At 51.9% G+C, this 21,742-nt stretch carries 24 protein-coding genes; 9 read left to right on the top strand and 15 right to left on the bottom strand.

Annotated elements, in window-relative coordinates; translation table 11 throughout:
- Positions 1-429, bottom strand: a 429-nt coding sequence (locus ABI361_10895) for a hypothetical protein (GenBank protein MEO9321170.1), incomplete at its 3' end; no start/stop codon positions are given.
- 168 nt (positions 430-597) lie between these two features.
- Here ABI361_10895 and ABI361_10900 point away from each other — a divergent pair.
- From ABI361_10900 to ABI361_10910, 3 genes are all read left to right on the top strand, one after another.
- The gene (locus ABI361_10900) at positions 598-1,344 is read left to right on the top strand and encodes a metallophosphoesterase (GenBank protein MEO9321171.1); all 747 of its coding nucleotides are present in this window, start codon (positions 598-600) and stop codon (positions 1,342-1,344) included.
- 19 nt (positions 1,345-1,363) lie between these two features.
- The gene (locus tag ABI361_10905; GenBank protein MEO9321172.1) at positions 1,364-2,140 is read left to right on the top strand and encodes a methyltransferase domain-containing protein; all 777 of its coding nucleotides are present in this window, start codon (positions 1,364-1,366) and stop codon (positions 2,138-2,140) included.
- Between the two features lie 335 nt (positions 2,141-2,475).
- A complete protein-coding gene (locus tag ABI361_10910; protein ID MEO9321173.1) occupies positions 2,476-3,039 on the top strand; it encodes a methane monooxygenase/ammonia monooxygenase subunit C in 564 nt (187 codons plus the stop codon).
- Positions 3,040-3,291: 252 nt separating this feature from the next.
- Here ABI361_10910 and ABI361_10915 read toward each other — a convergent pair whose 3' ends face one another.
- The 3 genes from ABI361_10915 to ABI361_10925 are packed head-to-tail and all read right to left on the bottom strand — an operon-like array spanning position 3,292 to position 7,063.
- Positions 3,292-4,545 carry an ABC transporter permease gene (locus tag ABI361_10915; protein ID MEO9321174.1) on the bottom strand — a complete coding sequence of 418 codons (1,254 nt, stop codon included), beginning with the start codon at positions 4,543-4,545 and terminating at the stop codon, positions 3,292-3,294.
- The gene (locus ABI361_10920; GenBank protein ID MEO9321175.1) at positions 4,542-6,320 is read right to left on the bottom strand and encodes a hypothetical protein; all 1,779 of its coding nucleotides are present in this window, start codon (positions 6,318-6,320) and stop codon (positions 4,542-4,544) included. Before ABI361_10920 ends, ABI361_10915 begins: the two co-directional genes overlap by 4 nt.
- Complete coding sequence (locus ABI361_10925; protein MEO9321176.1) at positions 6,317-7,063, bottom strand: ABC transporter ATP-binding protein; 747 nt, start codon at positions 7,061-7,063, stop codon at positions 6,317-6,319. The genes ABI361_10920 and ABI361_10925 overlap by 4 nt, the downstream gene beginning before the upstream one ends.
- 142 nt (positions 7,064-7,205) lie before the next feature.
- Here ABI361_10925 and ABI361_10930 point away from each other — a divergent pair, with 142 nt between their 5' ends.
- A complete protein-coding gene (locus tag ABI361_10930; GenBank protein MEO9321177.1) occupies positions 7,206-7,346 on the top strand; it encodes a YHS domain-containing protein in 141 nt (46 codons plus the stop codon).
- Between the two features lies 1 nt (position 7,347).
- On the opposite strand, the gene ABI361_10935 is transcribed toward ABI361_10930, so the two are convergent.
- From ABI361_10935 to ABI361_10955, 5 genes are all read right to left on the bottom strand, one after another.
- Positions 7,348-8,379 carry an asparagine synthase-related protein gene (locus ABI361_10935; GenBank protein MEO9321178.1) on the bottom strand — a complete coding sequence of 344 codons (1,032 nt, stop codon included), beginning with the start codon at positions 8,377-8,379 and terminating at the stop codon, positions 7,348-7,350.
- 28 nt (positions 8,380-8,407) lie between these two features.
- Complete coding sequence (mce, locus tag ABI361_10940) at positions 8,408-8,818, bottom strand: methylmalonyl-CoA epimerase (protein ID MEO9321179.1); 411 nt, start codon at positions 8,816-8,818, stop codon at positions 8,408-8,410.
- A 71-nt stretch (positions 8,819-8,889) separates the two neighbouring features.
- Positions 8,890-10,518, bottom strand: a complete 1,629-nt coding sequence (locus tag ABI361_10945) for a methylmalonyl-CoA mutase family protein (protein ID MEO9321180.1) — start codon at positions 10,516-10,518, stop codon at positions 8,890-8,892.
- 5 nt (positions 10,519-10,523) lie between these two features.
- The gene (gene meaB / locus ABI361_10950) at positions 10,524-11,444 is read right to left on the bottom strand and encodes a methylmalonyl Co-A mutase-associated GTPase MeaB (protein MEO9321181.1); all 921 of its coding nucleotides are present in this window, start codon (positions 11,442-11,444) and stop codon (positions 10,524-10,526) included.
- 45 nt (positions 11,445-11,489) lie between these two features.
- Entirely contained in the window at positions 11,490-11,663 is a 174-nt protein-coding gene (locus ABI361_10955; GenBank protein MEO9321182.1) for a hypothetical protein, read from the bottom strand.
- Between the two features lie 115 nt (positions 11,664-11,778).
- Here ABI361_10955 and ABI361_10960 point away from each other — a divergent pair, with 115 nt between their 5' ends.
- Positions 11,779-12,216 (top strand): cobalamin B12-binding domain-containing protein, encoded by a 438-nt coding sequence (locus ABI361_10960; GenBank protein ID MEO9321183.1) that lies wholly within the window; start codon positions 11,779-11,781, stop codon positions 12,214-12,216.
- On the opposite strand, the gene ilvC is transcribed toward ABI361_10960, so the two are convergent.
- Positions 12,213-13,217 carry a ketol-acid reductoisomerase gene (gene ilvC / locus ABI361_10965; protein ID MEO9321184.1) on the bottom strand — a complete coding sequence of 335 codons (1,005 nt, stop codon included), beginning with the start codon at positions 13,215-13,217 and terminating at the stop codon, positions 12,213-12,215. The genes ABI361_10960 and ilvC overlap by 4 nt on opposite strands.
- A gap of 124 nt (positions 13,218-13,341) precedes the next feature.
- Between ilvC and ABI361_10970 the strand changes: the two genes are divergently transcribed.
- The gene (locus ABI361_10970) at positions 13,342-14,340 is read left to right on the top strand and encodes an Lrp/AsnC family transcriptional regulator (protein MEO9321185.1); all 999 of its coding nucleotides are present in this window, start codon (positions 13,342-13,344) and stop codon (positions 14,338-14,340) included.
- On the opposite strand, the gene ABI361_10975 is transcribed toward ABI361_10970, so the two are convergent.
- From ABI361_10975 to sufC, 4 genes are read right to left on the bottom strand one after another with little or no spacing between them, the layout of a single operon-like run.
- Positions 14,341-15,357 carry an aldo/keto reductase gene (locus ABI361_10975; protein MEO9321186.1) on the bottom strand — a complete coding sequence of 339 codons (1,017 nt, stop codon included), beginning with the start codon at positions 15,355-15,357 and terminating at the stop codon, positions 14,341-14,343.
- The gene (locus ABI361_10980) at positions 15,354-15,923 is read right to left on the bottom strand and encodes a DUF1802 family protein (GenBank protein MEO9321187.1); all 570 of its coding nucleotides are present in this window, start codon (positions 15,921-15,923) and stop codon (positions 15,354-15,356) included. Before ABI361_10980 ends, ABI361_10975 begins: the two co-directional genes overlap by 4 nt.
- On the bottom strand, positions 15,920-16,633 hold the full coding sequence (locus ABI361_10985) for a chlorite dismutase family protein (protein MEO9321188.1): 714 nt from the start codon (positions 16,631-16,633) through the stop codon (positions 15,920-15,922). The genes ABI361_10980 and ABI361_10985 overlap by 4 nt, the downstream gene beginning before the upstream one ends.
- Positions 16,634-16,675: 42 nt before the next feature.
- A complete protein-coding gene (sufC, locus tag ABI361_10990) occupies positions 16,676-17,449 on the bottom strand; it encodes a Fe-S cluster assembly ATPase SufC (GenBank protein MEO9321189.1) in 774 nt (257 codons plus the stop codon).
- A gap of 127 nt (positions 17,450-17,576) precedes the next feature.
- Between sufC and ABI361_10995 the strand changes: the two genes are divergently transcribed.
- Positions 17,577-18,554 (top strand): GNAT family N-acetyltransferase, encoded by a 978-nt coding sequence (locus ABI361_10995; protein ID MEO9321190.1) that lies wholly within the window; start codon positions 17,577-17,579, stop codon positions 18,552-18,554.
- 658 nt (positions 18,555-19,212) lie between these two features.
- Positions 19,213-19,437: a hypothetical protein gene (locus ABI361_11000; GenBank protein ID MEO9321191.1), complete on the top strand. Its 225-nt coding sequence runs from the start codon at positions 19,213-19,215 to the stop codon at positions 19,435-19,437.
- 40 nt (positions 19,438-19,477) lie between these two features.
- Here ABI361_11000 and ABI361_11005 read toward each other — a convergent pair whose 3' ends face one another.
- Positions 19,478-20,446, bottom strand: a complete 969-nt coding sequence (locus ABI361_11005; GenBank protein MEO9321192.1) for a family 16 glycoside hydrolase — start codon at positions 20,444-20,446, stop codon at positions 19,478-19,480.
- 229 nt (positions 20,447-20,675) lie between these two features.
- Between ABI361_11005 and hflX the strand changes: the two genes are divergently transcribed.
- The gene (gene hflX / locus ABI361_11010) at positions 20,676-21,740 is read left to right on the top strand and encodes a GTPase HflX (protein ID MEO9321193.1); all 1,065 of its coding nucleotides are present in this window, start codon (positions 20,676-20,678) and stop codon (positions 21,738-21,740) included.
- Positions 21,741-21,742: the final 2 nt, after the last annotated feature.

The following is a 21,742-nucleotide window of genomic DNA, read 5'->3' on the forward strand; positions in this document are numbered from 1 at the left end:
CGTAGCGATTGCCGAAGGCCTGAAAGGCACTTCAATTTTATCTACAAACTTGCCTGTCGACCCATCTATAACGGAAATGATGTTTGGTTTGCAAGTGCAGGCATAGGAAAAGTAGATCTTATTTGTAGCAGAGTTTACGGCCAAGTAAGTAGGAGGGGAGTTTGCAGTCAGTGTTGAATTGGTATCAGTCCAAGTGATTGTTTGCTTGATCTTTTTAGTTTCATCGTCAATGGCAAGAATTGAGAATTGTTGAAAGTTTGCTACATACACGGTGTTCGTAACTGTATTAACAGCAATGCTCTTAGAAATTACCCCGGTCGTTACGGGCTGAGGCAGCATTTCTGCGAGAGCGGGCCCGGGGACAAAATAAAACATTGACAGAATTGTCGCAATCAAAGCCATTATCGAAATGGATTTTTGTTGACTCACGCCAAATCTCGTCTTTTGTTAAAAAATAGGCCAGGGCATTAAAAAATTCACCTTCATAATTGAATTATTTAACAAAGCTGGAGCGCCTCTGCTAGATTCTATCGCGACAGTAGTGAACAGGACAGTTTATGTATTTTATATACTACGGGCAGCTAACTAGGTTAATTCATGCAACTTGTGCAGCTGTCAGACATTCACATAGGCGGGCTGTTTATTCAGGAGATTTTTGACAAGGTCGTTAACGAAGTTAACGAGCTCAAGCCCGACGCGATTATCATCACAGGGGACTTGACCGACGATGGGCTTCTTGTGCAATTTGAAAAGGCCAGACAAGAGATAAAGCGCTTCAGCTGTCCGAACATAATCGTCCTTGCGGGCAACCACGACTACCGGCATACCGGCTATTTGCTATTCAAAAAATTCTTTCCCTCAAAGCAGATTTATGAATTCCCCGATGCTGCGATAGTCACTCTTGGCACTGCAAGGCCAGATAGAGATGAAGGCGAAGTCGGTTATAGGCAAAACCAGTGGATGGAAAAGACTCTTGCAAAGTTTCATGACAAAGTCAAGATCGTCGCGATGCACCATCATCTTATCGGAATACCGGACACCGGCACCGACAAGATTATCATCCTAGACGCCGGCGATGCGCTTCGCACCTGCCTCCAGTCGAGAGTGAACCTGGTCCTTTGCGGACACAAGCACCGCCCTTGGGTCTGGAAGCTAGGCTCTCTAGAAATTGCCTACGCCGGTACTACATCCTCGCTGCGGTTCCGGGGTTTTTTTGAGAACTGCTATAACATAATCAACATCGAGAAAGGGAAAGCCCCGCGTGTGGATTTGAAAATAGTCGGCAAGAAGGGTTTTCCCCTTTCCGAACTAGTCGAGATGTACAAACCCTTCCTCGAACAATGACTTTCGGAGGAAATCTTCCGTGAACGCCCGCAATGCGTGGGATGCCCAAGCTTACGAGCATGTTTCCAAAGTGCAACAGGGGTGGGGCATCAGGCTTCTCAGGTCAAGAAAGTGGGGCGGAAGCGAAACGGTCATGGATGCCGGCTGCGGTCCTGGCACTTTAACGAAAGTTTTGGCAGGCGTGGTTGCACGCGGAAAGGTCTATGCCGTGGATAAGGATGCAGGGATGGCTGGAAGGGCCAAAACAAACCTCAGGGGGATTGGCAACGTCGAAGTGATTTGCGCGGATATGTCCAGGACTGGGCTGCCAGGTGCCGTGGATGTCGTATTTTCAAACGCGGCCATCCACTGGGTCATGGACCATAGCACGCTGTTTGCCCACTTCAAAGAGCTCCTAGCGGAAGGAGGCGAACTCTTGCTCCAGTTCGGAGGCGAAGGCAACCTAGAACATGAATTGCAAATTGCAGATCGGGTAATGGAAAATGAGCATTTTGCACCGCATTTCTCCGACTGGAAGGCACCGTGGAATTTTTCTACTCGGCAGGAAACGTCTGACCTGCTCGGCCGTCTCGGATTCCGGGATATAGTTTCAGAGATCTCATTCGAGTCTCCTGTATTCTCGACAAAGCGCGAATTTGAAGATTTTTTGCGGACTGTGATTCTGCGCCCATATCTCCAAGGCCTGCAGCCTGACGATAAAGACCGATTTGTACAAGAGTTTCTAGCCCTGTACGCAAAAGACCGCGCTAAAATGACTCTTGATTACGTCCGGCTGACAGTAACTGCCAAAAAATAATAGTCCGGACGAACCTTCCGTGGTTGGCAGCAGTGAAGACTCAGAGTTAATACTGATCGATGAAGTGAAGGCATTTGACTGAGCTGCCTTATTTTTCGGCATTGACTCATATTCGAGTGTAGGCCTATCCGGTTCAGAATGGGATCGAGGAGTCTATTGCTAGGCACTGATGCTAATCACTGATGCTCATTCTCATGTAGCGACATTTTATTGATGATTATATGGTATTGTTTGCGTTTCTTGCATCATTGTTCATGATATACTATAGTTTCTATCAGCATCTTTTCTAATTCTAGAATGTCATGTTAATATACCACTATTGCAAGATGTTATTCATGGCTCAGATGCCAGCACTGATACCAAAAGAAGTCGAAATTCAGAGACTGAAGAAGATCTACATCATGGTCATCATGCTGGGTTCTATTGCAGCCTCAGTAGAAGTCGACAACTTTGTCGACGGCTCACTGCACCAGACCGCAATCAGAGACAGTGCCTTTACGCCGGCACACTGGTGGCTCTACAGCCACTTCGTAGCTCTCCCGCTTGGATGGGGCTTTGTCGCTATGTACGACAGAAGAGTACCAATCCTGAGGGGTCCAGGCAACTCGATGAACACTGGTCTAAAGATCACGATCATCGGTTACTTGGCAACAATGTTCACAATCGGCGTTAACGAGCTCTGGCACTTCTGGTTCGTCGAAGAAATCTTCTCAGTTCCGAACCACTGGATGTTCAACATGGGTGTAGTCGTTGCATTCATGGGCGCTCTGGCATACGTAGTCAGAGTATACGCCAGACTGGTCGAACTGGGTGCAGAAACACCAGCAAAGAACCCATACGTCGCAGAAATGTACAAGCTCGCACTCGAAGGCAAGCTGTACAGCAGATCCATACCTTAGAATTTCGACACATCCTGGAGAAATCCAGGCCTTTTTCCTTTTTATCTTACAAACTCAGCCTTCTTGCGCTAGCCATTAAGCGTAAACGAGTTCTCGATGAGGTTTTCACCCATCAATTAAAGAGCGTATCGAAAGGCAATTGGACAGCTGTCCGACTCTGCATTACCACCATGTATTGATGTAAGGGGAAGCGCAGCTGGCTACCTTCCACAAACCGCATGCTAGCCGCAAGTTTCTCGAGATCTTGGTGACTTATTCTCTTCTCAGAGCAACTATTGGCGGCAGTCTTGATGCTTTCCAGGCAGGATAAATTCCTGCGAATATGGCGAGTCCTACTGAAAGCCCCCATACTTGTGCGAGGTCCGCCGGCCGAAAAACCGGTACAAGGCCCGCCGTTGCGTCCGAGCCTCTCGATGCAAAGCCTGTTACGAGAGCGTATCCTCCGCCTATTCCGGTCAGGAGGCCCAGAGTTGCACCTATAACGCCAATTATCAGAGCCTCCACGAGAAACAGGACAAGGATGAAGCTGTTCTGCGCGCCGATTGCCTTCATCGTTCCGATCTCCCGGATTCGCTCGGTGACTGAAGTGTACAGCGTCGTGATAATGCCTACGCCTCCAACCAAAAGCGCCACAAGGGCAATGCTGAGAATAAACGAGGTAAACCCGGTGGTAAACTGCTGTATGGTTTCAAGAATCGCCTTCGGGGTCGTGATCCCGATGTCATTCCCGTAAAGCCTCCTTATCTCGTCCTGAACGACGTCAACAAACTCGCCGGACTTGGCAGCCACCAAAAGCGCGTCGAACTTGCTGTTCTTGTTCAGCAAATCGTTTCCTGCAAGCCGGTTAAACACAACTGCCGAGTCCACGGTCGGGTTCCCGGTCGGCTTGATTATGCCGGTTACGACAAAACTCTTGGTGTGAGTGACCTCTTTCCCGGTCTTGTCGTCAACGTAGGTATATTGAGCAAGGATGGTCTGCCCCACCGTGGCAAAGGGCGTCTTGTCGCCGGGCGGGTTTGCAATCTTGTCGGAAAGAATGATGGCCGACGGGTCGTTCTGCCGGACAGACGAGCCGTCAACAAACTTGATAGTGGGCGCTATGACGTACAGCTTTTGCGGGTCTATCGAGAACACCGTTGTCTGGATGGTCTTGCCCTGCGACTTTAGTGCGACCTGCCCCTGATAGGAAGGGATGACGTCGCTTACAAAGGGAAGCGACCTTATCCTCGATACGACGACCTCGTTCAGGGTTATCTTGGGGGCCGGAGGAGGGCCGCTACCGCCGAACGGGTTTGAGTTGCTGGCCTGCGCGCTTGTCACAAAGAGCACGTTTGGGGCCAGCTTGTTGAACTGGTTGTTGATAAAGTCGCCAAAGCCTGCCCCAAGGCCGTTCAGGGCGACCATGAGGCTACTCCCGACCACTACCATCAGGACTGTGAGCGCCGACCTGACCTTGCGCTCGCGGAGGGCGTCAAATGCGAGCGAAAATATCTGCGCGATATTCATTTGCGATCTTCAGTTCTTTTTTCGGGCCGGTGGCTGTCAAGGACGGACTCTATATTGCCTTCCTTTCTTGACTCAAACCGCTTCTTCAGTGCGCTGCGCTTGCGCCTTCTCGCAATTACAATGCCTGCGATTATAGCGACTATTACTATTGCAATGATTGCTATCATTGGTGCAGACTGGCCAATCGGGCCGGCCGAACCCTGCGATGATTGCGTGCTGTTTGTCTCTGCGACGAAATTGGCGCTCTGCGTTGTCTCGAACGTATGGCTCTGCCTGAGACTGTCTTTGTATGTGACTTTGAGGGAGACAGGATAGTTTGTCCCAGACGTCGCCCCTTTGCTTACCTGAATTGGAATGCTAAACGGAAGTGGCGAATTCTGATCCAAGTCGCCCAAATACTGCTGCGGGGGGAGGGACGTTACGAGCCCTTCTGCGTTTGTGAGCTCGATGGTCGTAAATAGCGCCTGCGTGTTTCCTTCGTTTAACAAATTGCCAATGACGTTTGGAATGCCTCCGATGTAACTGACGCCGACGTCGTACGCGGTGACGTTTATCTGGCCGTCCACATACGATCCAACGCTTACAGACTCTGTCCTGGACTGACCGCCGGATAGGTACTTGACGCTCAGGTTAAAGGTCACGGGACTTCCGATCATTGTAGTCGGCGCAAATACCTGCGTGGCAAATTCCTGGCTCGCACCAGCATCAAGAGTGGTGATTGACCACTTGGAATCTTTGAGAATCTTGAGCGTGTCGGAAGGCGATGCCAATGTGACCAGCAGGTCTGACAGCGGCCTGTCGGAGTTGTTTGTCACCTTGAACTTGTAGTCATATATCTGCCCTGCAGTAATGACATTGGAGCTGTTGCTGCCAGTCTCTGGAGTGATTGTTACTTCCGACTGGACGGCCTTTGGCAGCACGATAAGTCCGAAGGTAAGTGTCTGAAGCTGCTTGATGCCGTATGCGTCCCGGTACGACACTTGGAGCGAACCTACCTGCAACGTGTCAGCTGCATTGTTGCTTGCGTAGATTAGTGGCTTTATTTGTACTGACGAGCCTACTGGGATGGTCCCGATGTTAAAAGTTGAGACGCCTACACCCGCAACCATCGAACTAAGGTTGCTGGGGCCGCCTGCTCCCAGCGTAGCTATAACAGCCGAAGCGTTCGTGCTTCCGATGTTAGAAAGATTGATGGTGACCGGACTTGACGTCCCGGGCGACAGCTGGTCGCTTGAACTGGCTGACAGAACTATCTTTCCCGTAACCCTGAACGGCACGTCAATATTTGCATGCCGTGGGCTACCCGTCTCAACTACGCGCGAATAGTCGATGCCAAGTGAACCGGTGTACGCGCCCACCTTGGCGCTGTCTGTGACATCTACCTGGAAGAAAAGCGTAAAAGAATCCCCTGCCTTGACAATGCCACTCTGGCTTGCGTATGCGGTCGCCTGGTTTGTTCCGCTTGCCTTAAAACCAGGAGGGAGCGAGAGCGCCCCGGAAATCGATGTAATGTCAGAGAGGCCTCTGTTAGTTACAATGACTGCGAGTATCGAAGGTCCCTCGCCAGGACCGACCTCGACCTTGTCGAGACTGGTGCCAACAGGCGGAGCAGTTGTCCTGTCAGTCCAAAAAGCGTCGACAAAGACCGGGCCGCTTATCGGATTGTAGACCTGGCCCTGAACGCCGCTTTCCTGCGCGAACGATAGAGCAGGCGAGGATACCAGAATCGCAAATGAAAGCGCCGCCAATACCGATACGGTTAACCTTCTGTTCAATTTTTGTAGGCCACCTCTTTTTCGACAACGCCATCTCGTATAAAAATTGCCCTGTCGGTGCGCTCGGCAAGCTCTGGGTTGTGAGTAACCATTACGATTGTCCTTCGGAACTTGCTTGAGAGCATTCGCATAAGGTCAAACACCTCCCAGCCAGTTTTTGTATCCAGATTCCCTGTAGGCTCGTCTGCAAGAATTATCGCTGGGTCATTCATCAGCGACCTGGCAATCGCGACCCGCTGCTGCTGTCCACCGCTGAGGTTTGAGGGCTTGAAGCCGGCCTTGTTGCCTATCCCGAGAATCTCAAGGAGCTTGGCAGACCTCAGAGACCTCTGCGCGCCGGGCATGTCTGCAAGAATTCCGGGGAGCTCCACGTTCTTCTGGACCGTGGTCCTGTTTATCAAATTGTAGGATTGAAAAATAAAGCCGATGAGATGGTTGCGCATGGTCGCAATCTCACTGTCTGCCAGTTCAAAGATGTCGACGCCGCTGATAAAGACCTTGCCGGTGGTAGGCCGGTCAAGGGCCCCGATGATATTGAGCAGAGTGGACTTGCCGCTGCCAGACGGACCGACTATGGAGACGAACTCGCCCCTGTTTATTTCGATGTTGATCGAGTCCAGTGCAGTTACAACGCCGGCGGAGGACTGGAAGACCTTTGATATCCCGTCCACTTTCAGTACGGGACCCTCGGCTGCTGCATCCTCAAACACTTCCGAAGTGGATGAAACCTCATGACGGGACAATTATCGCTTCTATCGAGCCGTTTGAGCCTAATAAGTATAACTGACTTGCCGGTCAGTTTTAGATTATCTTTGAACCGGGTTCCTGCAGTTAGAATACTTGCGGGTAAAAATTAAATACGAATTGCATACTCTGCTTGCCAGCGTGCCAGTTGATCCGGTATGTGGTATTGAAATGGCTCAGGAACTGGCTGTGGCGCACGATCATAAGGGCAAGACCTACTATTTTTGCTGCGAGGGCTGCAAGCGGATTTTCGTAAAAAAACCGGGCAAGTACTCCCGCTAGGCTACCGTGGGTCGACGGGAAAGGCGCCGCAAGTTCTGCAGAATTTCCCCGCAGTTCTGAACAGCGCCCGACATTCCGGGCAGCGGCCTGCGGAATGATCCATTTCGGAAGAATATGAGTCTGGGGGGTCGAAATACTTGAGATAGCTTTGGTAGTAGAACATGTGTTCCTTTGACCTTAGTTTCACTTTTTGCGCTGCGGCGGCTTTGGCTCCTCTTGCAAAGTCATCGTCGCTGATGCCAGATTCCAGAATTGTCTTGATTTCACTCATCCCTGATCCTTCTTCCTGAGCCATCTTGCGCCTCCACGCTAGCTCTGGTCCTATCACCTCTTCAAAGCACCTCCGCAACAAGAACTTGCCCATAGAGACGCCGTCATGCGTCCCAACTTTTTCAGAGACATCAAGTGACTTGGAAAATTCCACGAACTCGCTGTCAAGATACGGGGTTGAAATTCTGACTCCTTCCGCATGCCCGAGTGCCAGGGATGAAAAGTGCATTACGGACCATAGCCTTTCAAGTTCTTTCTGCAGCCGGGGCAGGTCCGAATGATAGCGGGTTAGAAAGTTGTAGCCTGCAAACAGTTCGTCTGCCCCGTCGCCTGTCATTAGTTTATCGCATCCTTCGAGCTTGGCTGCGCGGATTCCTTCAAGCACCACAAGGGAATTTCTTATCTCTATAGGGTCAAACGTCTTCAGAGTTTTGATTACAGAGTCCACAAGCAAAGGAATAGACTTGTCGCTGACGATCGATATACTGTGACGCTTGCAGAACTTCACGGCCGCCATTTTAGAGTATGCAAAGTCCGGCGCATGAGCGGAAAGGACGACTGTCACTGCCAATTCAGGCCTTGACACCGACGCAAGGATTGCGCTGTCCAGGCCGCCTGAAAGCAGTACGGCGCAAGCGTTGTTTCGCGCACTGCACTTCTCCAGTATGCTGATAAGTTCGTGGCATCGGGTATTCTGAGCGCCGCTGTAACTCGAAAGTGCAGATGCGGAAGAACTATCCGGGAATCGGTTGCTACTGGTCAAGCTGCGACCGGCCCGCAGAAAGGCTGCGCTACTCGTGCTCTTGTCCGGAGGGTGCTTCGCAGAACTCTGTAAGAACCCCGTGCAGAGATTTTGGATGAATGAAAGTTATTCTTCTGCCGTACGAGCCGGTCCGGAGCCCCCCGAGCATCTTCATGCCGTTTGCGGATGCCCGCTCGACGTCCTTTTCAATGTCGTCGGCCGTTATGGCGATGTGGTGAATTCCCTCACCGCGGTCTGTCAGGAATTTGGAGATGGGGCTGTCCGGCGCAGTGGGCTCCATAAGCTCTATTCGGGTATCCTCAAGCATAAGCATAGCGACCTTTACCTTTTCGTTTGGCACTTCCTCGATTTTCAGCTCGTCAACATTGAGAATCTTCTTGTAGTCTTCAAGCGCCTTTTCAACGCTGCTTACCGCAATCGCAATATGGTCAACTCTCATGTCCTAGCCTAACCTGCGAGTAGTCGGTCTCTGATCGTTTTATACGTATTGCAGGATTGTTGGCGATTTATCTAGAACGATACCCGGGGTTCGTACCTGCCAAAGACTGTCCTCAAGGTGCTGCTGATTTCTCCAAGCGTTGTGTGGCTCTTGACTGAATTTATGATAAGGGGCATCAGATTCTCGTCCGGCCTTTCGGCGGCCTTTTGCAATTCCGACAATGCGGCTGACGCCTTTGAGGAGTCCCGGCCATTCTTGAATTCGCGAAGCCTGGCCAGCTGCTTTGCCTCAAGCTCGGGGTCGATCCTGTTCAACTTGGGCTCGACGTCATGTGCATCCTGGTACTTGTTGACGCCAACAATAACCCGCTTGTTTTCATCGATCTCCTTCTTTAGTCTGTATGCATTGTTTCGGATTTCCTCCTGGAAGAACCCTTTCTCAACGGCTGCGAGCGCGCCTCCCATTTTGTCAATTCTCTTGAGGTATTTTTCAACCCCGTCTTCGATTTCGGAAGTCAGGTACTCTATGTAGTAAGAGCCCGCCAGCGGGTCGGCGGTTTTGACAACCCCGGTTTCGCTGGCGATTATCTGTTGCGTCCTCAGGGCGACCTTTACGGACTCCTCGGTCGGAAGTGCCAGCGCCTCGTCGCGAGAGTTGGTATGCAATGACTGGCAGCCTCCCAGTACTGCGGCAAGTGCTTCCGTTGCGACTCGGACGATGTTATTGTCCACCTGCTGCGCTGTAAGCGACTCGCCAGAGGTTTGCACGTGGAAGCGCAGGTGCATCGACTTGTCGTTCTTTGCCCTGAAACGCTTCTTCATAATGTTGGCGTAAATTCTCCTGGCCGCCCTGAACTTGGCAATCTCTTCGCAGAACTCCATCGTGCAGCAGAAAAAGAATGAGAGCCTCGGGGCAAAGTCGTCGACCTTGAGTCCCCTGTCAGTACAGGTCTCGATGTAGGCGATGGCGTTTGCGAATGTAAATGCGAGCTCCTGCACCGCGTTGCTACCAGCCTCGCGCATGTGGTAGCCGGAGATACTGATAGGGTACCACTGTGGAACCTTTTTGGAGCAGTACTCTATCATGTCTCCAATGAGCCTCATGGAGGGCTTGGGGGGATAGATGTACGTGTTTCTGGCAATGTACTCCTTCAGGATATCGTTCTGCGTAGTGCCTCGAAGCTGGTCCGGGCTAACCCCCTGTGATTCTGCGACGGTTACGTACAGCGACAACAGAGTAGAGGCAGTAGAGTTGATTGTCATTGACGTGCTAACCTTGTCGAGAGGAATCCCGTCAAAGCAGGTCAGCATGTCCTTAATGGACGAGATGGCGACGCCGGTTCTTCCTACCTCGCCTTCAGATTGTGCTTCGTCAGAGTCCCTGCCGGTTTGCGTCGGCAGGTCAAAAGCAAGCGAGAGACCGGTCTGACCGTGGTCCAGCAGGAATTTGAAGCGCTTGTTTGTTTCCTCGGCGCTGCCAAAGCCGCTGTACTGCCGCATGGTCCAGACGCGCTCGCGGTACATGTCGGGGTACAGGCCGCGGGTAAATGGAAACTTGCCGGGTTCCTCGCTGGCGCCGGCTGGTATGGCATCCTTTCGGGAATAGAAACGCTTCACGGCTATGCCAGAGTCTGTGACAAAGTCAGCCTGACCTTTGGATGCCGAAGCGGGGGCCTTTCGAGCAGTCTTTTTGCCTGCCAACTTGATCACCTGATAAAATTGGCAGAAATCCTTTCTGCCGCCGTGTACGGGTCAATTTCCTTCCGGGCCAGACTCTCTACTAGCTCTGAAAATTTCGGATCCTTTTCAAGAATCAACGCGACCTTGCTTTCAATATTGTCAAGCACCAATTCTCGCAGCTCCTCTTCCAACATCTTTCTATTGCGTTCTTTATAATTACTGCTCTTATCCTTTAGCGACTTTTCTACACTTCTTGCTAACTCTTTCAGTCCGGCCCCGGTCTTTGCGGAGACCTTGAGAACCGGGGGTTTTCTTTCAGTGTCGCCTATCAGGTCAAGCAGTGTCGTATAGAGCTCCGACGATCCGTCCAAGTCTGCCTTGTTTACCACGTACATGTCCCCGATTTCAGTCAGTCCCGCCTTGACGGCCTGAACGTTATCCCCGGTGTTGGGAGTGAAAACAACTATCGTAAGGTCCACTACCTTCGAGATCTCTATTTCCAGCTGGCCGGCGCCGACGCTTTCCACGAGAATGAGGTCGTAACCCGCCGCGTCGAGCACCCTGATTGCGTTTCGGAGCGACTTGGACACGCCGCCGACTGCCCCGCGAGATGCCATGCTCCGCATGAATACCTCGCTGTCCAGACTGCTCTGCATCCGGACCCTGTCGCCCAAAATTGCTCCGCCAGTAAGCGGGCTAGTAGGGTCCACAGCAAGGACCGCGACTTTGTGCTTGAGGGCCACAAACTCCGGGATCAGCCTGCCTACTAGCGAGCTTTTACCTGCGCCTCCCGGCCCCGTCAGGCCGACGGTTTTGGCCTTGCCGGTCTTAGCGAATATTTCGAGTATTATCTTCCGAGAGTCTTTTTCGTCATTATCTATCGACGAGATGGCCCGGGCAAGAGAGCGCCGGTCGCCGGCAAGAAGTCCCTTTACGATAGGGAGCATGCACGCGGTGGTCTTTTCCGAGAAATATTAACGAACTCCTATGCCTCACTCTAGAGACTGCAAAATGACCCTTGCAAGCGACTCCTTTCCGCTGCGCTTGTATATCTCTGCTTCGTGAAGCAATTGTTCCTTTAACTGCTTGTAAAGGTCGACCTGATGACGGACGGAGTCTTCTTCCTGGCCTTGAAGCAGTCGCCGTTCGCTTTCATCTGTCGTCATGCACACAGGTACTTTTTGATATTATTTATGGCGTCAGTACGTAAGGACTGGTATTTACTTCTCGGATTTGAACTGAATAAATTATTTAAGAGGCAGACTCGGATCTAGTGCTAGAATGTCATCGCACTCCCTTCAGGAGCAACAGCTCGCAAAACGCCCCATCAGGGTTCTCGTTTCCAAGCTCGGACTAGACGGACACGATAGGGGCGCGCTCGTCATCTGCAGGGCATTTCGTGATGCAGGCATGGAAGTCATTTACTCTGGGCTGTTTTGCACACCTGAGCAGGTAGCAAATATTGCGATTGACGAAGATGTTGACGCCGTGGCAATGAGCCTGCTAAACGGCGCCCATCTAACGCTCTTTCCAAAGGTCGCCAGACTCTTGAAGGAAAAAGGCGCCGAAGACATACTGGTAGTAGGAGGCGGCATCATACCGGAAAGCGACAGAAAGGAGCTTGAGAGCCGGGGCGTAACCGGCAACTTTGGTCCCGGCACCCCGCTGCCGGTGATAATAAGGCACATTCAGGAGAACGTAAAAAAGCCGAGAGACTAGACCTCTTCGGCCTTGGGCCACATCATCCTTCGCATCTCCTTGCCGACCTTTTCTATCTGGTGGGCCTCTATTTCCTTCATGTAACGCGCAAACGAGTTCTTGCCCTCCTTCTTGTACATGCTAACCCACTCGTTCGCAAACTCGCCGGACTGAATTTCGCCGAGCACCTGCTTCATCTTCTTTTTGCTCTCCTTGTCGACAACTCTAGGTCCGCGGGTAAGCCCGCCGTACCTTGCAGTCTCGCTGACGCGGTTGTACATGCCTGTTATGCCGTACTTTTGGATTAGGTCCACGATGAGCTTTAGCTCGTGCAGGCACTCAAAGTAGGCGACTTCAGGCTGATAGCCGGCCTCAACAAGGGTTTCAAAAGCGTTCATGACAAGCGCATGAGCACCTCCGCAAAGGTCGACCTGCTCGCCGAACCAGTCGGTTTCGACCTCCTCCTTGAAGTTGGTCTGCAGAACCCCCGGCCTTGTGCTCCCTATCGCCTTGGAAAGCGCTAGAACCCTGTCAAGCGCCTTGCCGGTAAAGTCCTGATAGACGGCAACAAGCGAAGGTGTGCCAAAGCCTTCCTGGTAAAGCTCCCTTACTCGCTGGCCCGGACCCTTTGGGGCAACCATGATAACGTCTACGTCTTTTGGGGGCACTATCCACTTCCAGTGAATTGCAGCGCCATGAGAAAAGCAGAGCGCCTTTCCCTTAGTGACGTGCTTTGAAATTTCTTTGCTGTACGTGTCTGCCTGCTCCATGTCGGGAATCAGGACATGGATAATGTCGCCTAGCTTGGCGGCCTCTGACACTTCCATTACCTTGTGGCCGTCGTCTTCAGCCTGCTTCCATGTCTTGCCCCCCTTGCGAAGTCCCACAACTACCTTGAGTCCCGAGTCCTTCATGTTTGAGGCCTGCGCGCGGCCCTGGATGCCGTATCCTATTACTGCAACCGTCTGATTCTTGAGAGCGTCAAGAGTAACTTGGTCGTCAAGCCATTTCTTGGCTGGCATAAGTTGAGACGTCTTGACGCATAATATTATCCTAATGAGGCGTATCCGGCCATGGTTCTCTGGCCGCGGTTTTGCAGGATCAGTAGGTTTTTAATGCATGGAGGCGTCTTCATTTCGTCGTCTGATGCAAGCCAGACAGCAAGGACTCGACGAGATTGACAAGGCGTTGCTAAACGACATACAGTGGGTTTTTCCTCTCGCTGAAAGGCCTTACCTTGAGATCGGCAAAAAGCACGGCATATCCGAGCAGGAAGTAATGAGCAGGATTTCGGGCTTGAAGCAGATGGGACTAATCCGGCAGATAAACGCGATTTTTGATACGAGAAGGCTGGGCTACAAGAGCGCGCTGGTAGCATTTTCAGTAATCCCCGATAAACTCGACTGGGTGGCAGAACAGGTCAACAAGCACCCGGGAGTCAGCCACAACTATGAGCGAAACCACGAGTACAACATGTGGTTTACACTGGCTGTTCCCCCCGGCTCCGACATGAAGGCCGACCTGGACAGGATGGCTTCGCTTGATGGCGTGATAAAGTACCGCCTGCTTCCCACCCTGAAACTGTACAAGATAGGCGTGAGGCTGGACATGGTAAATTCGGACGCCGAAAAGCCGCAGCCGACAGACGAGGTCAAGCACATGAGCTCTGAAAAGTTGGAGATAACAGAACGCGACAAAGAGTTTGTCCGCCAGCTTCAGAAAGACCTTCCGGTAGTCGAAGAACCGTTTGCATCTGCCGCTCGGAGCCTGGGCATAACCACAGAGGAACTTTTTGCCAAGGCACGCGAGTACGAGGCAAGCGGCCTGATGAGGCGCTTTGCAGCGATTCTCAGGCACAGGGACGCGGGCTTTGTAGCAAACGGCATGGTGGTATGGAACGTGCCCGAGGACAGGGTGGACGAGGCTGGCTTCAAGCTTGCCGAGTTTCCACAGGTCAGCCACTGCTACAGGCGCCCCGTGTATCCGGACTGGAACTACAATGTGTTTAGCATGGTGCATGCAAGATCGCTTGCCGCCGCGGAAAAGATGGCCGCTGAAATGTCCGCAGCGATTCGGATTGACGATTATAGAATCCTGTTTAGCTCGCGGGAATTCAAAAAAGAGCGCGTGAAGTACTTTGAATAGCTAGCCGGTCGGGGATACGGCCTGCTGTTCAGGGCGGGGTTGGACGTAAAAGTTGCTTTCGTACATTCGCTCGATTTGCTCCAGCTCCTTGTGAGTCAGGTAGCTCCCGTCAGAGTAGGAGCAGAATAGCTCTATTTCCTCGATGCTAATCATAGTCGGCAGCACGACTGAAACCTGCTTTTGCGAGAGAATGAACTTGATGGCTAGCTCGGGAACGGTCCAGTTCCTGTTTTCTGCTATTGGCCGGAGGTGGTCAATTTTTTCCATTGCCTCCAGAATGAACTCCCGCTTCCTGAAACTGCGATGGTCATTCTTGTCAAACTTGGTCTCGGCAGTAACCTTGCCGGTAAGGAGGCCTGAAGCATCCGGCACGCGGACCATTATCCCCACGCTGTCATTGCAATTTGAGGCTTCGGACATGAAAGCCCTCCCCGGATCCTGCTCCAGTATATTATAGACAGTTTGCAGGCATGTGATGTTTCTTTTCCTTATTGCCTCGAGACCTTCGTCCTTCCAGCCAATTGCGGGCCCAAGTGCCACACCGTGGCTTTTTATTTTGCCATCCCTTACCAGTGCGTCGAGGGCAGCGAACAGCGAGTCATTCTGGATGGCATCCATCTTTGGATTATGCAGGCTGTAGACGTCGACATAATCGGTCTGGAGCCTTGACATGCTCTGAGAGAGCGCATAATCTAGAAATTCAGGGTTGTGTTTTTGGGGCAGTTCGCCGTGGCCGATCTGTTCGGCGTTGTACATGTCATAGCCCCATTTTGTAGAATAGACAACTTCCCCTCGGCGGCCTTCAAACGCCTTTGCAAGCAGCTTTTCGCTCCTGCCCTTGCCGTACATGTCGGCAGTCTCGTAAAAGTTGATGCCAAGGTCAAATGCGCGGTTGAGCATCTTGATGCCCTCCTCTTCGTCAATCTTCTTGCCCCACCAGTCAAGGCCGATTGTCCATGCGCCAAAGCCTATTTCGCTGACCTTGAGGCCGCTTCGACCAAGTCTCCTGTATTTCATGCCGGAACTGATAACACCCGCCTCACCTTAGAAGCTACTCTTGAAAAGTCGTGCTCGTCCATGACCGGAACTGCGCTTTCAAGTTCAATATCAACAGGAAGCCAGGACTTGCAGCCGGCCCACTCCGGCTTTGGATCGACGGCAACAGGACTTGCCAGCCTGTAAATGCGGAGTAACAAGACGCTCATTGGTTTGCTAGGGTTATATTCCATCCTCGCGTTAACATAGCTTTCGGTCCAGATGTGAAAAGGCTCGAGAGCAGGGAGCACGGATTTGTCTGAAATCTCCTTAACCTCGGCGACCTCTGCATAATATTCAAGGGTTGTGTGATTTGATCGGGGGATCTGGCTGCCAGAAAACTCGGCTTCAAAAACGTGGCGATAGTCGCCCTGTATATAATTTGCATCTTGGTGCTCGAATGTCGGGTAGAGCAGGAACCTGTCGTGCTTTACCTGAAAGCCCTGTCGGTATTCCATGATTCCTCCCTTGCGCAGCAGGACAACCTGCCGGCCGGTTCCAAGGGCCCTGCACACTATGGCCCATTCCTTGAGTGCCTGTACCCTCATGCCAGACTCTTGATGATGTCCTCGATTGGCTTATAAACGCAGACAATCATGGGAGTGTCCCTCACCACGTGACGGCTTACCTGTGTCTCCCGAAGCTGCATGATAAGGTCCTGAAAGGCCCTCAGGTCCTGAGTCTCAAAGGCAAGCATAAAGTCTTGATCGTCAAGGCCAAACGAATACGTCGTGTTGAGCCTTACCTGCGGGAATTTCCGGCCCACGGTAATGTGCTCTTCCATCATTTTCTTTCGCTCCTCAAAGGGGAGAAGGTACCATTCCCGTGTCTTGACGAAAGGATAGACAACGACGTACTTCATTGGCAACTCGTCTGTCATAAAGCCGGGGACAATCTGCCTCTTCGAGTAGGCCGAGGGGCGCGATGCCGAAAGAAAAACATGGGCCAGCTCGACGTACTTGCCAAGAACAGTCGAATAGATTTTCGATGCAAGGACCTGCATTTTTTCTACCGACTCGGATATCATCCAGATCATAAAGTCGCAGTCCTTGCGAAGTCCCAGCGTCGAGTAGGTCCTCACCTTCATTTTGGTATTTGCGACCTCGATTAGCGTGGCAAACTCTTTAGCCGCCTCGTCCCTCCCAACTTCGTTTAGCCACCTCCACTTAGGGTCAACCTTGAAGAACGAAAAATTCAGAAAGAATTGCGATGCCTCGGCGCCTGCTGCCTTGTCAACCTTGCCTGCCTCGCCAGACATTGAAAAAAGTTAAGGCAAAGCCTAATTTAACTTGAATCTGACCTACGTGTCCTCGAGGCCGAGCCATCCGTAGCCCTTGGTTTCCAGTTCCTCGGAAAGCTCTTTTCCTCCTGACTTGATTACCTTGCCTTTGGCCACGACGTGGACATAGTCGAGCTTTTTCAGGTATCGGAGAATTCGAGCGTAGTGGGTTATAACGAGGATCCCGGCGCCGGCCTCTATGAGCTTGTTAATAGCCTCGGCGACAGCCTTGACCGCGTCGATGTCAAGACCGGAGTCCGGCTCGTCAAGAATGGCAATGTGAGGTTTGAGCACCAGCATCTGCATAACCTCCGACCTCTTTTTCTCGCCGCCTGAAAACCCTTCGTTCAGGTACCTTCCCAGGAACGACTGGTCAAGCCCTACGGCGGCAAGGTTCTTCTTCACGTATTCGTGAAATTCCCTCACGGTGAGAAACACTTCGCGGTTCTGATCTTCAGAAAGAGATTTGTTTAAAGTGTTGTAGGCGTTGCGCAGAAAGTGGCTGTAGCCGACGCCTGATATTTCCGTCGGGTACTGAAATCCAAGGAAAATGCCCTTCCTCGCCCGAAGGTCAGTCGAGAGGTCCTTGATGCTCTCGCCTTTGACGAGGATGTCGCCGCCTGTTATCCTGTACTTTGGGTGCCCGAGGATTGCATTGGCAAGCGTGCTCTTGCCGGAGCCGTTGGGACCCATGATGGCGTGGACTTCGCCCCTGTCTATTGACAAGTTGAGCCCCGTGAGAATCTCCTTATCGTCGATATTTACCCGCAAATCCTTGACTTCGAGAAACGCCATATAACGGTGTTTTACCAGAACTTGATATAAGCGTAATGGTCTTTCGGGTGCCGTTCTGCGGGACGCAAATCACACTGCCGTTGCGAGGTACACTCAAAAGGCGCCTAGCATTTTAGAGCCACAAAACATGAGACTTGGTCGATCTGAAGGCGTATTAGTCAGGCCGCTTGAGAGGTCCGAATTGGACGAGGCCGACAGGATAACCAGACTGGCCTTTGGGACGTTTCTTGGGATGCCGGATCCCATGAAATTCATGGGAGACGCGGATTTTGTAAGAACCAGGTTTGAGACAAACCCGGAAGGAGCACTTGCAGCTGAAGTAAACGGCAGGCTCGTGGGCTCGAACTTTTTGCTCGACTGGGGAAGCGTGGGAATTTTCGGGCCTCTCACAATCCACCCTGACTACTGGCAGAAGGGTATCGCCCAAGCGCTGCTCGACAGGACCTTGGCTATATTCGAAAAGTGGGGTACGCGCCACGTGGGGCTATTTACATTCGCCCAGAGTTCAAAGCATGTCCACCTCTACCAGAAATACGGTTTTTGGCCGCGTTTTCTCGTCGCAATCATGTCCAAAGATCTTGCCGCGGGCGATCCAGGCAGATTAAGTGGCAACTCTAGTGTCGTCATGTATTCAGAACTTTCAGACGACGAAAAGATGGCGTCAACTAAAATGTGCGCTGAAATGACTAACCAGCTTTTTTCTGGCCTTGACCTTCGCAGGGAAATTGCGGCGGTGCACAAACAAGAGCTCGGCGACACCCTGCTGCTAAGGTCAAGGGAAGGACGGGTTCTGGCAATGGCAATTTGCCATCTGGGGCCGGGCACCGAGGCCGGCGGCGGAAACTGCTACGTAAAGTTTGGCGCCGTCAGCCCAGTGCAAGAATCTGACACGGTATTTACCGACTTGATTGCCGCGTGCGAGCGTTTTGCCAAGTCAAGAGGAATTAACCGACTGACAGCCGGTGCAAACACTGCCCGGCATAACTCATACAAGAAAATGATCGAGCTTGGATTCAAGACCGACATGCATGGTGTGGCGATGGACAGGCCAAATGAGCCTGCATACAACAGACCTGAAGTCTATGCCCTCGATGACTGGCGATGACCGGTGTGCGCAAGGTAACCGTAGGGGCATGAGAAATTAGGTGCGAGCTTTGGACGGCTCTTATTCCTCGTCCTCCCCGTTGTCCTCCTCTTCTTCCTGGTCTTCGTCCTCGACCTGATGGGTTTCGTCTTTTATTTCGTCTCTTTCGGAGTCCTTTTCGCTCATTGAAGGCATCTTGGCGCCGCTTGACTAATTGAGCTTTCGCCAAATATCTCTCGGCAGAGGCTTCCGCGAGCAGAATGCCCGATCCCCTTGTGTCTCTAATTCAGTGCGTTTTGCCAATGCGGCATGCCTGGCATGCCTCGCAACTGTCACAGTCGACTATTGAAGCGGATGATTCTCCAACTGCGTACAGCATTGAGGCGTGAACGGAGCACAGCAAACCACCTTCGCCCAACAGGCCGCCCGCGGCGGGCCTTTCGCGAGTGCTGTTTTTTACGGGCATGCAAACATAATCACCAACGATGACTATAATTTTTTCTCCCCTTGGAAAGCAACAGAGACCTCCGCGTTCCAGCATCCGGACTTCGCACATGTGCGCCTGAAGGTTCTTGCGAAGAATTCCCACAGAGCAAGCATCATGAGTTCTTGCCTGCCAGACTGACGGGCGATTCGATTCAGGATTGTTTATGTAAAACCGGCGCTAAGTGTTACTCCAATGAAAAGCCTTGACGGTCAGGGTTTCAAGTACCAGAACTACGCGTCAAAGGAAATTAACGGGTCTTTTGGCAGGCCCGACTGGATTTGCGACAAGTGCAGGGCGGTTTTTTCTGGGTATGAGCGTCTTAGGGAGCACAAGCGCGAGAATCACGCGTATGCCATTATCGCCGCCGTGTGCGGGGTCGAGTTGCTGAGCGCAATTTCGTCGGCACCTTGCTGCTAGATTCCTTTCCGGATTTTGCAAAAGAAAAGGTAAGCGCCGGCTACAGAGGCGTGATGTTTACGTTGCTAAAAGTCACCTGTGAATCCTCTGCATAAAGTCCGATGGTCCCGCTGCTGTATGTCGACGTATCGTAAAAGTCAAACACCTTGACACCGTTGACAATGATCACCACGTGGCTGCCCTGAACCGTAATGTCCCAGTGCATTCCTCCGCCAATTGTAGCTCTGGGGGTTGTAGAGGTCTGGAGTATTTTCTGGTCAGTGGGATTTACACCTCCGTCGTACTTGCCGGATTCAGAACCATCGGTCTTTACGAGAAAGTACTTGAAGTGCGTGTTGTCATTGTAATGCCAGAATATCCAGGCTACCTCCCAGTTGTTAGGGGAACTGTAGAGCCGGGTCTGCTTGTTGGTAGAAACATCAAGCGACAGTTCAAAGTTCTTGAATGTTTGCGTCGAAAGTGTGAGGGCTGATTGCGATTGCGAGCTTTGAGTCACAGGATTTGTGTTCTCAAAATATACGTTCTTGCCGCCAATCGGCGTCACTCCAAATGCTCCGGCTCCATTCCAGACGCCATACCACTTACCGTTTGGACTGGTATAGGTAGGCGTCAGGGTATAGGTAGAGGGAAAGCTGTCATAGAGGGAATAGGTAACGTAGACCTCGGACCAGTTCTGGTTTCCAGCGTTATCAGTTGCCCTTGCCAGAATTCTATAGTGTCCCACCGCCAGCGAACTCAGGTCAATCGAGACAGACCATGTAGACCAGTCGCCCGCAGCGCGGGGTGTAGCCAGACGATATGCAGTGTCGTTCAACCTCACTTCGACTCGGTTTATGCCGCTTCCAACGTCTTGCGCGGTGCCCTGCACTAGCAGCGCGCCGGAGCTGACCTTCGCACCCCCCACCGGACTTGTTATGGATAGGTTTGGAAGAGTCGTATCGGTTGGAGATTGCGAGATCGCCGAGGCCTGATTCAAAAGTCCGGGAATCACAGAATAGGGCGGTGTCAAAGTGCAGATCAATAGTGCAGACAATATTAGATAAGATTTCTTCATTTTTCGGGGAAGACGAACCCATGCGATATAGTGATTGATGAGCGCTTGGCTGAGAACACGAGAATTGCCAAGGATTCTGGCTCATGCTGAATTCTTGAGTTTCGCATTCCATCGCGGGTGCGGGGTTATTATACGGCGGGCGATCACTCAAGATGTTGGCCTTGCGCCTTGTAGAGATCGCAAAATGAAACCGATAATTCTAGTGACCTATCCCGACGATTTTGCCATGGAGGAGGCAACCAGCCTGGTCGAATCTGCAGACAGGACCGTGCTCAAGGTTTACACCCAGAAATACCTTAACCATTCAAAGTACGGAATCGGGGCGGGCAAGGCCGAGGAAATCACCGAGTTTGTGCAGGAATCAAAGGCCGAACAGGTGATCGTTGACGAACACCTGACATCAAAGCAAATTCACAACCTGGAAAAATTGACAGGAGTGCAGGTCATTGACAGGGAGCGACTGATACTTGACATTTTTTACTCCCGGGCAACAACGAACGAGGCGAAATTGCAGATTCAGCTGGCCGAGGTTCAGTACGAGATGCCGCGCGTAAGGGAGATGGCCAAGCTTCTAAGTGGCGACGAGAGGCCCGGCAAAGGCGGCAGCGGCGAGTACACAGTGGACGTCAAGTTCCGCGACCTGAAAAGAAGGATGGGGTTTATCAGGGCAAAATTAAGGGAAGCAGAGAGCAAGCGGCAGCTTTACCAGCAGCAGAGAGCAAGGACGGGGACGCCCATCGTTTCGCTGGTTGGATACACAAGCGCCGGCAAGACCACGCTTTTCAACCTGCTGACGCAGGAACAAAAGGAAACTTCGGCCAGCCTTTTTACGACGCTCTCGACAACCACCAGATCTGCAAAGCTTGACGAGCAGACCGGCGTGCTTATGACTGACACGGTGGGTTTTATCAGCAGGCTCCCGACGTACATGATAGACGCTTTCAAGTCGACGCTTGAAGAGTCGCTTCATGCAGACCTTATCCTGCTGCTCGTCGATTGTTCAGAAAATCTGGATGAAATCCGGATCAAGTACCACAGCTGCCTAAACGTGCTAAAGGAGCTGCATGCCGACGAATCCAAAATCCAGGTAGTGCTGACCAAGCAGGATCGTGCTGAGAATCAGCCCGCGGATCAGGTCGCCAGTATGCTCGGCCTTCAGGATCCCGTCATCCTTTCGTCCAAATCCGGCTATGGGCTTCGAAAGCTAAAAAATACAATTCGAGAGCGCCTGAAGGCAGTTCGTCAGTAGGA

This window comes from Nitrososphaera sp. (genome assembly GCA_039938515.1).
Lineage (GTDB): Archaea > Thermoproteota > Nitrososphaeria > Nitrososphaerales > Nitrososphaeraceae > Nitrososphaera.

What these genes read in the sequence shown, in the direction of transcription:
- meaB (MEO9321181.1), bottom strand. Translation starts at nt 11,444, where the DNA reads ATGCTCCCTATCGTAAAGGGACTTCTTGCCGGCGACCGGCGCTCTCTT.
- ABI361_10960 (MEO9321183.1), top strand. Translation starts at nt 11,779, where the DNA reads ATGTCATCGCACTCCCTTCAGGAGCAACAGCTCGCAAAACGCCCCATC.
- mce (MEO9321179.1), bottom strand. Translation starts at nt 8,818, where the DNA reads ATGAGAGTTGACCATATTGCGATTGCGGTAAGCAGCGTTGAAAAGGCG.
- ABI361_10995 (MEO9321190.1), top strand. Translation starts at nt 17,577, where the DNA reads ATGAGACTTGGTCGATCTGAAGGCGTATTAGTCAGGCCGCTTGAGAGG.
- ABI361_10910 (MEO9321173.1), top strand. Translation starts at nt 2,476, where the DNA reads ATGGCTCAGATGCCAGCACTGATACCAAAAGAAGTCGAAATTCAGAGA.
- ABI361_10975 (MEO9321186.1), bottom strand. Translation starts at nt 15,357, where the DNA reads ATGAAATACAGGAGACTTGGTCGAAGCGGCCTCAAGGTCAGCGAAATA.
- ABI361_10955 (MEO9321182.1), bottom strand. Translation starts at nt 11,663, where the DNA reads ATGACGACAGATGAAAGCGAACGGCGACTGCTTCAAGGCCAGGAAGAA.
- ilvC (MEO9321184.1), bottom strand. Translation starts at nt 13,217, where the DNA reads ATGCCAGCCAAGAAATGGCTTGACGACCAAGTTACTCTTGACGCTCTC.
- ABI361_10985 (MEO9321188.1), bottom strand. Translation starts at nt 16,633, where the DNA reads ATGTCTGGCGAGGCAGGCAAGGTTGACAAGGCAGCAGGCGCCGAGGCA.
- ABI361_10900 (MEO9321171.1), top strand. Translation starts at nt 598, where the DNA reads ATGCAACTTGTGCAGCTGTCAGACATTCACATAGGCGGGCTGTTTATT.
- hflX (MEO9321193.1), top strand. Translation starts at nt 20,676, where the DNA reads ATGAAACCGATAATTCTAGTGACCTATCCCGACGATTTTGCCATGGAG.
- ABI361_10915 (MEO9321174.1), bottom strand. Translation starts at nt 4,545, where the DNA reads ATGAATATCGCGCAGATATTTTCGCTCGCATTTGACGCCCTCCGCGAG.
- ABI361_11000 (MEO9321191.1), top strand. Translation starts at nt 19,213, where the DNA reads ATGAAAAGCCTTGACGGTCAGGGTTTCAAGTACCAGAACTACGCGTCA.
- ABI361_10970 (MEO9321185.1), top strand. Translation starts at nt 13,342, where the DNA reads ATGCAAGCCAGACAGCAAGGACTCGACGAGATTGACAAGGCGTTGCTA.
- ABI361_10980 (MEO9321187.1), bottom strand. Translation starts at nt 15,923, where the DNA reads ATGAGGGTACAGGCACTCAAGGAATGGGCCATAGTGTGCAGGGCCCTT.
- sufC (MEO9321189.1), bottom strand. Translation starts at nt 17,449, where the DNA reads ATGGCGTTTCTCGAAGTCAAGGATTTGCGGGTAAATATCGACGATAAG.